We start from the raw sequence: 13,950 nt of genomic DNA on the forward strand, positions 1-13,950 counted from the left end.
AATATTATGAAACTGAACAAAATTCTACCTCTTCTTTTTTCTTTTACACTTCTTTTGGGCATCGTGTCCTGTAGCAGTGATAATAATGATGAGCCGGAAATATTCTATGGCAATGGTTTTTTAATCGCTAATGAAGGTACTTTCGGAAAACCTGAAGGTGACGTAACGTTTGTAAGTGCAGACCTGAACCTTAAACAGGATAATGTTTTTGCCCTTAATAATGGAGGAGCAAAATTAGGTGACGTTTTACAGATGGTTGCTTTCAATGGTGAAAATGCATATCTGTTATTGAATAATTCCAATAAGATCCAGATCGCAAACCGCTATAACTTTAAAGCGAATGGCGAGATTACCGCTGAACTTAATGCTCCCCGATATATGGCTTTTGCCAACAACAATATTTATGTAACGAATGATAAATATTTAGGAGCCAAGTATGTAAGCATCTATAAAGCTTCAGACCGTTCTTTCATCAAAAAAATCACTTTCACAGATGCTGCTGAAAGAATTGTAGAAGCGGGAAACAATATTTTTGTTCAGAATGCTTCATTTGGTTTTGGAAATAAGATTACTTATATCAATACTTCTACTAACGATGTTCAGTCTACGATCACGCTGCCAGCAGGAAACATCAACAAGATCATTTCAAGCAACCAAAATGTGTATGCTATTGCTGCAGGAACTGCTGATTCTTATATTTACCAGATCTCAAGCACAGGAAGCATTACAAAAACAACTACTTTAACAGGTATTGCCAATGCTACGAACCTTGAAATTGCCAATGGTAAGTTTTATTTCACTTCAGGGAAAAACGTTTACAAGATGGATATGAGCGCTGCAACAGCACCTACATCGCCGCTGTTTACTGTAGCGAACAGTGTTGATGCGTATTCTGCTTTATATGGTTTCAGTGTGATCAATGACAAAATTTTCACTTCGGATTCCAATGGATTTACCCAGGCCAGCAAAATTGTAGTTTATAATACTTCTGGAGCTATCATCAGATCGTTCACAACGGGTATAGGCTCAAACTCAGTCTATGCAAACTAAGACATTAATACTTCGGTATTATTTATAAATTTTATTTTTTTTCATCATTTGTGTTTTTTTTCAGGCCGCTTCGGAGAAGCGGCCTGATTTTGTTTTTACTGATTATAAAAGGCTTCGGCGGGACTTTGTCCCGCCGAAGCCTTTTATATATTTTAAGTTTTAATTATACTTCAATCCCAGCTTCTCCGCTTCTGCAATGACAAACTTTTCAGCTTCTTCCTTGTCATTGGGAATCTCACCTTCCAGAATGGCTTCTTTTACTTTTTCTTTGAGAATTCCGATCTCTTTTCCTGGTTTCAGATCAAACATCTGCATGATCTCTTCTCCTGTGATCGGCGGCTGGAAATTACGCACCTGATCTTTTTCCTCCACTTCTTTGATCTTCACTGCTACATATTCGAAGTTCTTTTTGAATCTGTCCTGTTTTTTGGAGTTTTTGGTTGTAATATCTGCTTTACACAGGGTAAACAGATCTTCCAGATCTTCACCGGCATCAAATAAAAGTCTTCTCAATGCAGAATCTGAGGCATCATCGGTAATAAGGGCAATAGGACGGGACGAAAGCTTCACCATCTTCTGGACATATTTCATATCGTTTCCCAGCGGCAGTTTTAGTCTGTGAAAAAGGGTCTTTACCATTTTTGAGCCTAAAAACTCATGACCGTGGAAAGTCCATCCTGTTCCTTCTACGAATTTTTTAGTAGGCGCTTTACCTACATCATGCAGCAATGCGGACCATCGTAGCCAAAGATTATCTGTATTCTCTGAAATATTGTCTACAACCTCCAGCGTGTGGTAGAAATTATCTTTATGAGTCTGCCCTTCCACTTCTTCTACTCCTTTCAGCTCGATCAGCTCAGGAATGATCAGTTTTAAAAGTCCCGTCTCTTCCATTAATCCCAATCCTACAGAAGGCTTTTTGGACATCATGATCTTGTTGAATTCAACCATGATTCTTTCCATAGAAACAATCTTGATCCTTTCTGCCTCCTGTTTTATAGCATTCAGAGATTTTTCTTCAATGACAAAATTTAATGTCGAAGCAAAACGAACGGCTCTCATCATCCTCAACGGATCATCAGAATAGGTTTGCGCCGGTTCTAAAGGAGTTCTTAGAATTCCTTTTTCCAGGTCCTCAACACCGTTGAAAGGGTCTATCAGTTCTCCGAAATTAGCTTTATTCAAAGAAATTGCCATTGCGTTGATGGTAAAGTCTCTTCTCTTCTGATCATCTTCCAGTGTTCCGCCTTCTACTTCAGGTTTCCGGCTGTTCTCGGTATAACTTTCTTTTCTGGCTCCAACAAATTCAAGCTCAAGATCTTTATATTTGATCATGGCTGTTCCGTACGTTTTGAAGACAGAAACTTTTAATTTGGGATCAATATCATTCGCAACAGTCTGTGCAAGCTCAATACCGTTTTGCTCTGTCACAAAATCGATATCTGTAGATGCTGCCCTCTTCATCAGAAGATCACGGACATAACCGCCGACAATGTATACGGACTGATTGTTTTTTTCCGCAGCATCAGCAATGATCTTGAATAGTTTTAAATTTTTATTTTGGGTAAGATTAATTTTCATCGTTAATAAATAGGTCGTCTTTTTCTAGCAATATATTTTTTTCCACTAATCATACATGGACATACATTAAATTTTCTTTTTTCATCAAAAGCATGGTTCCACAGCATGTTATCCATAATAGACCAGTAAAACAGCGCCACCGAATTGACATCCGCCGTTGATCTTATCAGTTCAAAATGCAGTTTAGGAAACTTCTCCAGCATTTTTATATTGAAGACTGCAAAGATAGAAATTAAAAAAAAGAAATCCTGTCGATATAACATTGACAAGATTTAAATTGAAAAAATTATTACAAGATTTTATTCACGAAGAACCTTAATCCTGTTATCACTCCATATTTTTATCACTGAGGAACCTGAATATTTTGAAACCTTTTCTCTGTCTTCTTCTACCGCATAATCTACCAGCTTAATGATTTCCGGCGAAATATCCGAAAACTTCAAGGGACTTTTATCGCCACTAAAGTTGGCAGAAGTGGAAACAAGAGGTTTATTCAGCTTAGTGATCAGCTTTTTACAAAAATCTGTTTTTATCAATCTGATTCCTATGCTTCCGTCTTCAGCAAGCAACTCTTTCGGAAGTCCGCGGGGATTTTCATAAACAATAGTTACCGGCTTTTCGCTAAGATCAATAATTTCCCAGGCCATTTCAGGAACATCCACGAGGTCCTGAAGTCTTTTTTCAGATTCTACCAGAATGATCATCGATTTGTTTTTTTCCCTTTTTTTGATGTCAAAGATTTTATTGACAGCATCTATATTGGTAGCATCACAACCGATTCCCCAAATGGTATCTGTAGGATAAAGAATCGTTCCGCCGGATTTTAATATTTCTATAATGTTTTCCATAATGTAATAAGGCATAAAAACCTGTATAAAGGTAAAAAAATGGGAAGGTTCAACCAAAAAAATAGAGGATAAATGTTTTTTGTAGGTGAATTTAATAGCTTCAGCAAATTGTCATAAAAAAACGGGCTAAAGCCCGTTCCTATTGAATTTTATATTCCATTAAGACCCGTTAATCCGGTTCTTGGTTGTAATCTATTTTAATCCAGGAAGATATCTTTCTTCAATGATACTCAAATGGTGATAATTGTGCCCTACGATCAGTTTCCCTATGGTTTCTACAGCCAGTTGATTTCCATTAGCCGTCCCTATGTTGTTTAAAACAGATGGCTCAAGGGTTTCCAATAGGATCTGAGAAGACTTTCTGACAAGCGTATATTCTTCCAGTAAAGATTCTAAAGATCTTTTGTCTGCAAAAGAACTGGCAGCATACTCTTCCTCATCAAAGCCTGGCAACTCAGCCTTTTCTCCTCTGGCAAAAGCCAGAATTCTGTATTGAAATATTCTTTCGGTATCTGATAAATGAAGTAAGAGTTCTTTCAGTGTCCATTTCCCTTCTGCATAAGCAAAAAAAGACTGTTCTTCTGTGAGATTCGAATACAGTTCTATAGTTTTTTCTCCAGATCTTTTTAATTCTTCAATCCAGTTCTCAGAAGGAATCTGGTCTAAATATCTTTGTACGTATTTTTGAAAATCAGACATATTTTTTAGTTATAAGTGATAATTGATGTATGATGTATTGTTAATGACCATTGAACATTCACAATTGACTATTCACATTTTTAATTTTCCCTGTTCGTCCATTCATAGAAATTCACAGAGTCATACAGCTCGAAGCCGCAGGCTGGGTATAGCTGGTTGCCGACATCATTGCTTTTTCCTGTTTCCAACAGAACTCCACAGGCATTTGATGATCTGCAAAGCTCTTTGGCTTCTTCAATCAATTCTTTGGAATAACCTTTTCCTCTGTAATTATCGTTGACATAGAGGTCATTCAACAGCCAGTAGCGCTGCATTCTTGTGGATGAAAATATGGGATACAGCTGAACAAATCCTGTCAGTTTGCCATCTTCTTCCGCCACAAAAATTTCAGAATCTTTGTTTTTTATTCTTTCTCTGAGAAAATTTTCAGCCGCTGGAATATCAGATTCTTTGTGATAAAAAACTCTGTATTGGTCAAATAATTCCGCTAATTGACTTAAATCTTCAAAAGCAGCTTTTCTGGTATTTTTCATATTGATTATAAATGATGATCGTAGCTTAATACCCTTTTCATTTTCCACTGCTTATCTTCCTGGATCCACAAAATAGTAAATTTTGCACGGCTTCCCTGATTCCATTTCCCATTGGAAAATTCGAAGAAATCATGTTCCCCTTCTTCTATAAAAGCATACAAAACATTGTTGTTGTACAAAGGATAGACTTTCATACTGCTGGGTACAAGGTCACGCTTCACTTTATTGGGCCCGCCACAGATATTGTTTTTAATGGAAGCGGTAAATGCTTTTTCTCCGGAAGTAATTCCTCCTTTATCGTGATAAAATTCCAGGTCATTACTGACTATAGATTTATAATGAGAAAGATCACATTTATTAAATCCTATATCAAATATCAGACTGTCCAGCTTTTTAGCTGTCTTATACAATTCGTCGGTAGTTTTTACCTGTGAGTATACCATCTGACTGACAAAAATTAGGATCAGAAATAAATGAATCTTTCTCATTATATTTTATTTTAAAGTGTTAAGAAAAAGCTTTTTCAAGATCTGCAATAAGATCTTCTGCATCTTCGATACCAACACTCAAACGAACTAAATCGTCTGTAATTCCCAATTCCTCACGTTTATCTGCAGGAATGGAAGCGTGTGTCATCAATGCAGGGTGATTTGCCAAAGATTCTACTCCTCCTAAAGATTCAGCCAGAGTGAAAACTCTTACTTTCTCAAGGAATTTAACAGCATCTTCTTTTTTACCTGATTTGAAAGTAAAGGAAACCATTCCTCCTGATTCCTTCATCTGAGATTTGGCAAGTTCATATTGAGGGTGAGACTCCAATCCAGGGTAAATTACTTTATCCACTGCAGGATGTGTTTCAAGATATTTTGCTACAGCAAGACCATTGTCTGAATGACGCTGCATTCTTAATGCTAAAGTTTTGATTCCTCTTAAAACAAGGTAAGAATCGTGAGGTCCTAAAATACCACCGCTCGCAAACTGAATAAAGTGAAGTTTCTCTCCTAATTCAGCATCTTTTGCGATCAGTGCTCCGGCAATTACATCTGAATGTCCACCTAAGTATTTTGTAGCTGAGTGCATTACAATATCTGCTCCCAGATCAATCGGTCTCTGGATATAGGGTGTTGCAAAAGTATTATCTACAGCAACCAGAATATCTTTCCCTTTTGCGATTTCAACTACCGCTTTGATGTCTACCAGCTTCATCAAAGGGTTGGTAGGAGTTTCTACCCAGATCAGTTTTGTTTTGTCCGTGATTACATCAGCAATCTTCGAAACATCATCAAAATTCACGAAAGTAAATTTCAGCTGATATTTTTCGAACAGTCTTGTAAACATTCTGTAAGTACCACCGTAAAGGTCATCTACTGCTACCACCTCATCACCAGGATTCAGTAATTTCAAAACACAGTCAATGGCAGCCAGTCCGGAACCGAAAGCAAGACCTCTTGCCCCGTTTTCAATGCTTGCCAGAGAGTCTTCCAAGGCCTGTCTTGTAGGATTGGCAGCTCTTGAGTATTCATATCCGGAATGTACTCCCGGGCTTTTCTGTGCAAATGTAGAAGTTAAAAATACAGGAACATTTACAGAACCTGTTGCAGACTCGTGATGCTGCCCTCCGTGAATTACTTTTGTATTAAAATTCATAATATTTTTATTTTTTATAAGCCTCCCATGAAAAAATCAAGGCTCTTTGAAACGTTATCAGATTTTCTTTTTACTTCCAGCTTTCCGTTAAAAGCATATGCCAGAACGTCTATTTCTTCCGGAACTTTATCGGGAACTGTGGTTGTAAAAGAAACCAGATATTCACTGTTTTCGTATTTATCCTTACCTGTTTCTTTCAGCTCCTCAAATTTTCCGTTTATTTTGAGAATTATTTTTTTCAGGGAATCATCTATATAAGCAATATTTGAGCCGTTTCCTTTAATAAAATCATCCATACTGGGAACAAGCTCCATAACAGATTCGCCTTCCATATCGTGCGGATGAAGGCTTCCCTTTAACATGTAGGCAGGAATTTCCTTTTCTTTGAATAATGTGATATCCATTTCCGAGTTTTCAGAAATCTTCTCCGTCCCGGAAATATCTTTATTTTCAGATGCAGGAAGCTTTTCAACCGTTACAACAGAATCTATTGTTTTGGTTTCTTTGACTTCGGTTTTTTTATCGCACGCGGCCAACAATACCGCTGTACTGATGAGTAAAAGTGCTTTTTTCATATAATTTTGTGATTGGTGCAGAGTTTTGGTATTACATTCTGATAGCTGATTTTACAGCAAATTCATCGGCAATCTGCTCCAGCCACTGTGCAACATCTTCTTCTCCGGTTGCTCTCTGGTAAGTACTCCCTAAAGATACCAAAATCTGATGAATGAACATCTTCATCTGATCTACCGGCATTTCTTTTGTCCAAAGATCGATTCTTAACGCTTCCATTGTTTTATCATCCCAAACAGAGATCATCGTTGCTTTCGTTTCTTCCTTTTCCACACCGCCGTCCTGGGCGTTCCATGTTATATTTTCAGGAATGTGGTTCTCATCCAACTCTACATCTATTGTAATCTGAGTTTTTCTCATATCAATCTAAAATTTTTCCGCAAAGTTAATACTTCTTCAGCTTATCTAAAATTTCTACGAAGTTATCTTCATCAGTAAATGACTGTTAAAGTGAAAAAAATTCCCTCTCTGACAACATATGGAAATACCAGGTCTTTAAATTAAAAAAATAACCTCCAAATTACTTGAAGGCTGTTATATTTTTTGACCGTTATGGTGTCTTAGGTTTATATACCGCTTCATTAAAGATGTTGGTAGCATCAAGCTTTAAAAAATCAACGAGTTTAGTTTCGGGTTTTTGTCTGAAATAGGCCTTACAGATCTGCCAGCCGGTAAAAATTCCAATCTGGGGCGAGGATTCATTATCGATTTCCGTATAAAACTTTGAAAATGGCCCCGGAGAAATGAAACGCTCTACCAGTCTTGGATCATCGCCGAAGATCAGGTTACTTTCTACAAAATAATTCCAGATATTGGCTTCATTGGCTACGGCCCAGTCGTATTGTTTCTTGGTATAGTTCATTTTCAGGTAATCCGGTGTATCCGGAAGAAAAGCATCCTGCAAAATCATGATCTTTCCATTCAGAATAACTTTATCTATGAATTTCTGATGATCCGGAGATTCTGTCACAATATTTTCCGCAAAAATCTGTGAAACTTTAGGAACAATATTCTGCGGATTCATCGACTTCTGAAAATATAGCTCAAGGCCTTTGTAATTGGCATTGCCATCACCCATAAATCCGGTAATATCTATAAAAAGAAGATTTCCCTTTGAATCATAAAAAATAGGATCCTGAACCATCTGAAGGGCAGATGAAAAAAGGTAAACCTTAGGACTTTTAAACTGCGGAAAATAGTATTTGATATGAGAAAAGAGATCCTGAAGCTCCTTCTGAAGTTTCGCCTGATCTATTTTAGCAACTGCTTCTTTATAGATCTTAATCTCTTCTGCATCTGATCTTCTTTTTCCAAAATCTGCATCCGAAACCGTTCCCTGAAACCACGGAAACTTAGCCTTGAATTGATCCAAAGGAATATCCTGATTATAGAATTCTTTGGAAATATCCGTCATCTCAACTTTTTCAGCAGGTTCTTTCACTTCTACTTTCCACTGGTTTTCGGGTTCTTTTTTACAGGAATCCAAAGCGAGAACTAAAATAGAAGAAAGGGCAATAATTCTAAAAATCTTCATTATTTTTACATGAAATTTAAGTACACAAAAATAAGGATTAAAAACACAATCGATGATGAAAATTAAAATATTTGCAACCTTCAGCCTTATTATTTCAGGATTATCTCTTTCCTGTGCCCAAAAACTTAATTTTAAGGATCCGAACTTTGAAAAAGCCGTCCTTGAAAATTTTGATCTCAATAAAAACGGTTCACTGGAACAGCTGGAAGCAGATATAATCACTAATTTATTTCTGGTTCAGAAGAACATTACATCAGCTGATGACGCAAAGCTTTTTACCAATGCTAAAATGATCGTGCTTGATGATAATACAATTCCGGATATTTCCATTACAGGTCTGTCTCATCTCGAGCTGTTTTCCTGTACGGGATGCAAGATTACTTCTTTCAGGGCGGAAGGTCTTAAAAACTTAGCTTCACTGTATCTTGATAATAATCTTCTGGAGAATATTTCACTCAAGGAGACTCCAAGAATTGACCAATTAACATTATCTTTAAATCAATTAAAAACAATTGATATCACCGGACTCAAAAATTTAAGAAAATTAAACATCGAACACAATAAGATCCAAAAACTTGACATTTCAAAAAATCCACGCCTTCAAACGCTGAATATTGGTGGGAATCTAATGAAGGAATCAGACATTAAGAAAGGAATAAAAACTGATCTAACCATTTTCGGAGCTGAACAATAATTATGACCATGAAACTAGAAACAGAACGACTGATTTTAAGAAAGCTTGAAGAAACAGATGTTGAACGGATGTTTCTGCTGGATTCTGATCCGGAAGTAATGAAATATATCGGGGTCCCGGTACTCACGGAACAGGCCGAATCATTAGCTGTAATCAGAATGATTCAAAAGCAATATGATGAAAATGGGACAGGAAGGCTTGCTGTCATTGAAAAAGAAACCGGACTTCTGATTGGCTGGAGCGGACTGAAATTATTAACCGAAGAGATCAATGGTTATAAAAACGTTCTTGATCTTGGCTATCGTTATTTACCTGAATCCTGGGGAAAAGGTTATGCACTGGAGGCTGCAAAAGCATCTCTGGAACTGGGTTTTCACGAGATGAAGGCAGACGTAATTTATGCGCATGCTCATTCCGGAAATGAAGGCTCCAATCATATTTTAAAGAAATTAGGCTTTGAAAAAACCGGTGAATTCACAGAACCTGATGGAATCTGTAACTGGTATGAGCTAAGACGTGAAAAATATCTGCAATAGTATGCTTACAATACGACAGGAAGAGAAAAAGGACCATAAAAAAGTATTTGAGCTTATAGAAGAAGCTTTCAGAGCTATGGAACACAGTGATCATCAGGAACATTTCCTTGTAGAAAAATTAAGAAAATCTAATGCCTTCATTCCGGAGCTTTCTCTTGTTGCTGAAACTGAAGCCGGTGAAATTGCCGACCATATTCTCTTCACAAAGCTTAAAATTGTGAATAATACTGAGACATTTGAAACGCTGGCCCTGGCTCCTGTTTCCGTACGGCCTGAGTTCCAGAATCAGGGAATCGGAAGGCAGCTTATTCTGCGCGGACACTCAATTGCTAAAGAATTAGGATATAAATCGGTTATTTTAATCGGGCATGAAAATTATTATCCTAAGTTTGGTTACGAAAAAACCAGTAATTTTGGGATTTCTTTTCCGTTTGAAATTCCTGAAGTGAATGGAATGGCTGTAGAACTGATAAAAGACGGATTAAAAAATATAAAAGGCGTAGTAAAATACCCTAAAGAATTTGGAATAGACTAAAAAAAATAAATAATGCAGACTCAAAAAGTAATAGATCATATTGTAGCATGGTTAAAGGATTATGTTGTAAAAGCTAATGTAAAAGGATATGTAATAGGTGTTTCCGGAGGGGTGGATTCCGGAGTGGTTTCTACTCTCGCAGCGATGACAGGTTTAAAAACTCTTCTGATTGAAATGCCGATACGTCAGAAACCAGACCAGGTGAACCGTGCTTGGGAACATATGAATGATCTGAAATCAAAGTTTCCCAATGTAGAAACTATGTCTGTGAACCTTACGCCCGCTTTTGAGGAACTTTATAAAACATTTGATGTAAAGGATGATCTTTATCCTAATGAAAAACTTGCTTTCGCCAATACAAGAGCCCGACTGAGAATGCTTACTCTATATTATTATGGTCAGATCAATGGTCTTCTGGTATGCGGAACGGGAAATAAAGTGGAAGATTTCGGAATCGGATTTTATACGAAATATGGTGATGGCGGTGTAGATGTTTCTCCTATCGCAGATCTTTATAAAACAGAAGTATATACATTGGCAAGAGCTTTAAATCTGGTTAAAAATATTCAGGAAGCGATTCCTACAGACGGGCTTTGGGATGTAGACAGAACAGACGAGCAGCAGATTGGCGCAACTTATCCCGAACTGGAAAAGATCCAGAAAGAATACGGAACCAAAACTGCGGATGATTATGAAGGCCGTGATAAAGAAGTCTTTTTAATTTTTGACAGAATGCACAAAGCAGCTCAGCATAAAATAAATCCTATTCCGGTTTGTGATATTCCGGAGGAATGGAGAAATGATTAGTTTTGAATGATAAGATTAATATATGAACGGTAAAATAAGGTCAGTATTTTTTATTTGTCTGGGACTTCTTTTCGGAATGTCCGTGATGTATATCTACAATAACTTTATTGCAGACAAAAAGGGAAGTACAGAGACTGTAAAAACAGAAGCTACAAGCTATGGAAGCGGATCTCCACATTCCCAAGGTAGTAATGCAAACCATTCCTCACAGCCTATTGACCAGCTCACAGAGGAGAAAACGGTCATTAATTATGTAAAGCAGAATCACAGACTTCCGGATTATTATATCACTAAAAATGAAGCAAGAAAACTTGGCTGGAATGCTTCAAAAGGTAATCTATGCGACGTATTGCCAGGTAAGGCTATAGGCGGAGACAAGTTCGGAAACCGGGAAAAGAAGCTTCCTCAAGGTGAAAAATATTACGAAGCTGATGTGAATTACAGCTGTGGAAACCGAAATGCAGACCGGATTATCTTTACGGAAAATGGTAATGTTTATCTGACTAAAAACCATTATAAAAGTTTTGAGAAGCAGTAGTTGAATATGTCATTGCGAGGAGCACAGCGACGAAGCAATCTTTAAATCAATAAGATTACATTCCTATGAAACCCTGAGTGGAGAGATTTAACCGACGATATTGAAAATATCATGGATGTTTTTTAAGATTGCTTCGTCGCTACGCTCCTCGCAATGACCAATATAAATTAATAAGAAAAAGAAATGAATATGAAGACAATATATATCGATTTTACGAACATAGGAGACTATGAAGATTTTTATACCCAATTAAAGGAAAAAGTTAGTCTTCCAGAACATTTTGGAGATAATCTTGATGCACTTTCCGACATTATTACCGGAGGATTGGAGCTGCCGCTTCACATTGAATTTGTGAATATGACGGTAGACCAGCTTGAGATCTTTGAAGATCTTCTGACAACTCTTGAAGATGCCGAAGATGAAACAGAAGATTTCAGCTTCACTTATTACCTGGAACAGTATGAGGACGAAGAAGATGAAGATAATTCAGAAGATGAAGAATAATTCCAATTCAATAAAACAAAACTCGCAGAAAATTCTGCGAGTTTTTTGGTCAAGTTTTTTTATTTTCACCTTTCAATCTGTTGAATAGAATCTATACTGAAGAATAGATTCAAGGGTTGATAAGGTCAAATGATCAACGATGAATGATGTATAATAAAAAAGCATCCTTTTCAGAATGCTTTTTTGTGATTTTATCTTCCAATAACTTCTGTAATCGGGTTTCCTATATTTCCACTTGGGAACTGAATTTTCAGTAATGATGAAACGGTAGGTGCAATATCAGTCATATTGTAAGCCTTATTACTTTCTCCTTTTTGGATTCCCCACCCCATAAAGATCAATGGGATGTGTGCATCATAAGAATTCCATACACTGTGGGTAGTTCCTGTCTTAGAATATGGAGGAAGCATGGAATCATGGGAAATCAGCTGAATATCTCCGCTTCTCTGCCTGTTGATCCCGTTGATGATTCTCTGCTTGATCGGCTCCGGAATAGTAGCTTCCTGCACTTCATCCACAGATACCGCGTACAAAACGGTAGGATCTTTCTCTAGCTCTTTGATCGTGAAATTTCTCAGGTCATCCAGCTCAATTTTATTATCCTGCATCAGCTTTCTGTCAAAATAAATCTGATAGTTGTCTACTGCATTGATCAGTTTATCAAATCCGAATTTGTCCTTCAGCTTCTGATTGATATCCTTCTCCATTCCTTCTCCAAAGAATCCTGTAGTAATTTTATGTTCTTTCAGGAATCCTACAGAATGAGCTCCACCATGGTCAGCAGAAAGAAAAACAGTATACTCCCCTTTTCCTACTTTTGAATCCAGGTAGCTGAAAAACTGAGCCAGATCCTGGTCAAGTCTTAAATAAACATCTTCCACTTCGATAGAATTAGGACCGAATTTATGTCCTGCATAATCTGTAGAAGCCAGGTTGACCGCTAAAAAGTCAGTAATCTGGTCACTTCCTAATTTTTCACCTTCCACAGAAGCTTCAGCCAGTTTCAGCGTCAGTGTATTTCCGAAAGGTGTATAACGGATATTATCTTTTTTTGCTTGGTAATCCTGTGCTAAATTGCTGTAAGGGAAAACAGGTGTTTTTGCACTTCCCAGCAACCCTTCCCACGAAGAATTGTCAGGAGAGCTTTCTGTATACTGATTGATCGGAAGCAAAGTATTCCAACCGTTTGCTACTAATTTTTCAGGCAGGTTCTGTGAATTGAAAGATTTAACCCATTGAGGCAAATCGTTCATATACCATGTGCTCGTAATAAAGTTTCCGGTACTGTCATCAAACCAGAAAGCTCCGTTCGGAGTATGGCCCGCCGGAAGAATGGAAGCACGGTCTTTTAATGAAACCCCGATCACTTTTCCCTGGAAATTGGTAGCCAGTCTCAATTCATCCGTTACCGTAGTAGACCAAAGGTTTTTTGGAGAATGGCTTCCTATTTTTGTATTGGTTGTTCCTACCGGCTGAACGTTTTCATCTGTTGTACAGTAAACATTTTTCCCTGTTTCTTTATCCGTCCAGTCGTTTCCGGCAATACCATGGATTGCAGGCACTGAACCTGTATAGATGCTGGTATGTCCCAAAGCCGTAACAGTAGGTACGTAGTTGATATGGACATTATTTAAAGAGTATCCGGTATTCAGGAGTCTTTTGAAACCATCGTTTCCGTATTTATTGTAGAAACGGTACAGATAATCCCACCTCATCTGGTCTACCACTAATCCTACGACTAATTTGGGTCTTTCTAATTGAGAATTTTTGTTCTTCTGAGCATTGATTGTAATTACGGACAATAAAGCCGCTGCCGCAATTGAAATTTTCCTAAGCATCTAGTAAATTTTTGTTGACCACAAATTTACGGG

At 37.4% G+C, this 13,950-nt stretch carries 17 protein-coding genes; 7 read left to right on the forward strand and 10 right to left on the reverse strand.

Annotation, left to right across the window (positions count from 1 at the left end; all coding sequences use genetic code 11):
• Window positions 1-6 precede the first annotated feature (6 nt).
• Complete coding sequence (locus tag ACMGDK_RS10845) at window positions 7-1,050, forward strand: DUF5074 domain-containing protein (RefSeq protein ID WP_436807966.1); 1,044 nt, start codon at window positions 7-9, stop codon at window positions 1,048-1,050.
• Window positions 1,051-1,209: 159 nt separating this feature from the next.
• Here the strand turns inward: ACMGDK_RS10845 and ACMGDK_RS10850 are convergent, their stop codons facing one another.
• The 9 genes from ACMGDK_RS10850 to gldB all read right to left on the reverse strand — a co-directional run bounded on the left by ACMGDK_RS10850 (window position 1,210) and on the right by gldB (window position 8,465).
• The gene (locus tag ACMGDK_RS10850; RefSeq protein WP_436807967.1) at window positions 1,210-2,631 is read right to left on the reverse strand and encodes a CCA tRNA nucleotidyltransferase; all 1,422 of its coding nucleotides are present in this window, start codon (window positions 2,629-2,631) and stop codon (window positions 1,210-1,212) included.
• A gap of 299 nt (window positions 2,632-2,930) precedes the next feature.
• Window positions 2,931-3,479, reverse strand: coding sequence for an L-threonylcarbamoyladenylate synthase (locus ACMGDK_RS10855; RefSeq protein ID WP_436807968.1), 549 nt, complete (start codon window positions 3,477-3,479; stop codon window positions 2,931-2,933).
• A 192-nt stretch (window positions 3,480-3,671) separates the two neighbouring features.
• Complete coding sequence (locus tag ACMGDK_RS10860; RefSeq protein WP_436807969.1) at window positions 3,672-4,178, reverse strand: DinB family protein; 507 nt, start codon at window positions 4,176-4,178, stop codon at window positions 3,672-3,674.
• Window positions 4,179-4,258: 80 nt separating this feature from the next.
• Window positions 4,259-4,711 (reverse strand): GNAT family N-acetyltransferase, encoded by a 453-nt coding sequence (locus tag ACMGDK_RS10865; protein WP_436807970.1) that lies wholly within the window; start codon window positions 4,709-4,711, stop codon window positions 4,259-4,261.
• Between the two features lie 5 nt (window positions 4,712-4,716).
• Window positions 4,717-5,199, reverse strand: a complete 483-nt coding sequence (locus ACMGDK_RS10870) for a nuclear transport factor 2 family protein (RefSeq protein ID WP_436807971.1) — start codon at window positions 5,197-5,199, stop codon at window positions 4,717-4,719.
• Between the two features lie 19 nt (window positions 5,200-5,218).
• Window positions 5,219-6,361 carry a cystathionine gamma-synthase gene (locus tag ACMGDK_RS10875; RefSeq protein WP_436808264.1) on the reverse strand — a complete coding sequence of 381 codons (1,143 nt, stop codon included), beginning with the start codon at window positions 6,359-6,361 and terminating at the stop codon, window positions 5,219-5,221.
• An 11-nt stretch (window positions 6,362-6,372) separates the two neighbouring features.
• Entirely contained in the window at window positions 6,373-6,933 is a 561-nt protein-coding gene (locus ACMGDK_RS10880; protein ID WP_436807972.1) for a hypothetical protein, read from the reverse strand.
• A gap of 31 nt (window positions 6,934-6,964) precedes the next feature.
• Complete coding sequence (gene gldC / locus ACMGDK_RS10885) at window positions 6,965-7,291, reverse strand: gliding motility protein GldC (protein WP_116010852.1); 327 nt, start codon at window positions 7,289-7,291, stop codon at window positions 6,965-6,967.
• A gap of 190 nt (window positions 7,292-7,481) precedes the next feature.
• Window positions 7,482-8,465, reverse strand: a complete 984-nt coding sequence (gene gldB, locus ACMGDK_RS10890) for a gliding motility lipoprotein GldB (RefSeq protein WP_436807973.1) — start codon at window positions 8,463-8,465, stop codon at window positions 7,482-7,484.
• A 52-nt stretch (window positions 8,466-8,517) separates the two neighbouring features.
• Between gldB and ACMGDK_RS10895 the strand changes: the two genes are divergently transcribed.
• The 6 genes from ACMGDK_RS10895 to ACMGDK_RS10920 all read left to right on the forward strand — a co-directional run bounded on the left by ACMGDK_RS10895 (window position 8,518) and on the right by ACMGDK_RS10920 (window position 12,079).
• Complete coding sequence (locus ACMGDK_RS10895) at window positions 8,518-9,159, forward strand: leucine-rich repeat domain-containing protein (protein WP_436807974.1); 642 nt, start codon at window positions 8,518-8,520, stop codon at window positions 9,157-9,159.
• 8 nt (window positions 9,160-9,167) lie between these two features.
• Window positions 9,168-9,695 carry a GNAT family N-acetyltransferase gene (locus ACMGDK_RS10900; RefSeq protein WP_436807975.1) on the forward strand — a complete coding sequence of 176 codons (528 nt, stop codon included), beginning with the start codon at window positions 9,168-9,170 and terminating at the stop codon, window positions 9,693-9,695.
• A 1-nt stretch (window position 9,696) separates the two neighbouring features.
• Window positions 9,697-10,230 carry a GNAT family N-acetyltransferase gene (locus tag ACMGDK_RS10905; protein WP_436807976.1) on the forward strand — a complete coding sequence of 178 codons (534 nt, stop codon included), beginning with the start codon at window positions 9,697-9,699 and terminating at the stop codon, window positions 10,228-10,230.
• 12 nt (window positions 10,231-10,242) lie between these two features.
• The gene (gene nadE / locus ACMGDK_RS10910) at window positions 10,243-11,037 is read left to right on the forward strand and encodes an NAD(+) synthase (RefSeq protein WP_436807977.1); all 795 of its coding nucleotides are present in this window, start codon (window positions 10,243-10,245) and stop codon (window positions 11,035-11,037) included.
• 22 nt (window positions 11,038-11,059) lie between these two features.
• The gene (locus tag ACMGDK_RS10915; protein ID WP_436807978.1) at window positions 11,060-11,575 is read left to right on the forward strand and encodes a ribonuclease domain-containing protein; all 516 of its coding nucleotides are present in this window, start codon (window positions 11,060-11,062) and stop codon (window positions 11,573-11,575) included.
• A 189-nt stretch (window positions 11,576-11,764) separates the two neighbouring features.
• A complete protein-coding gene (locus ACMGDK_RS10920; RefSeq protein ID WP_436807979.1) occupies window positions 11,765-12,079 on the forward strand; it encodes a barstar family protein in 315 nt (104 codons plus the stop codon).
• Window positions 12,080-12,270: 191 nt separating this feature from the next.
• Here ACMGDK_RS10920 and pafA read toward each other — a convergent pair whose 3' ends face one another.
• Window positions 12,271-13,917 carry an alkaline phosphatase PafA gene (gene pafA, locus ACMGDK_RS10925; protein WP_436807980.1) on the reverse strand — a complete coding sequence of 549 codons (1,647 nt, stop codon included), beginning with the start codon at window positions 13,915-13,917 and terminating at the stop codon, window positions 12,271-12,273.
• Between the last annotated feature and the right edge of the window lie 33 nt (window positions 13,918-13,950).

Source organism: Chryseobacterium hilariae, assembly GCF_051400735.1.
In the GTDB taxonomy this organism is placed as follows: domain Bacteria; phylum Bacteroidota; class Bacteroidia; order Flavobacteriales; family Weeksellaceae; genus Chryseobacterium.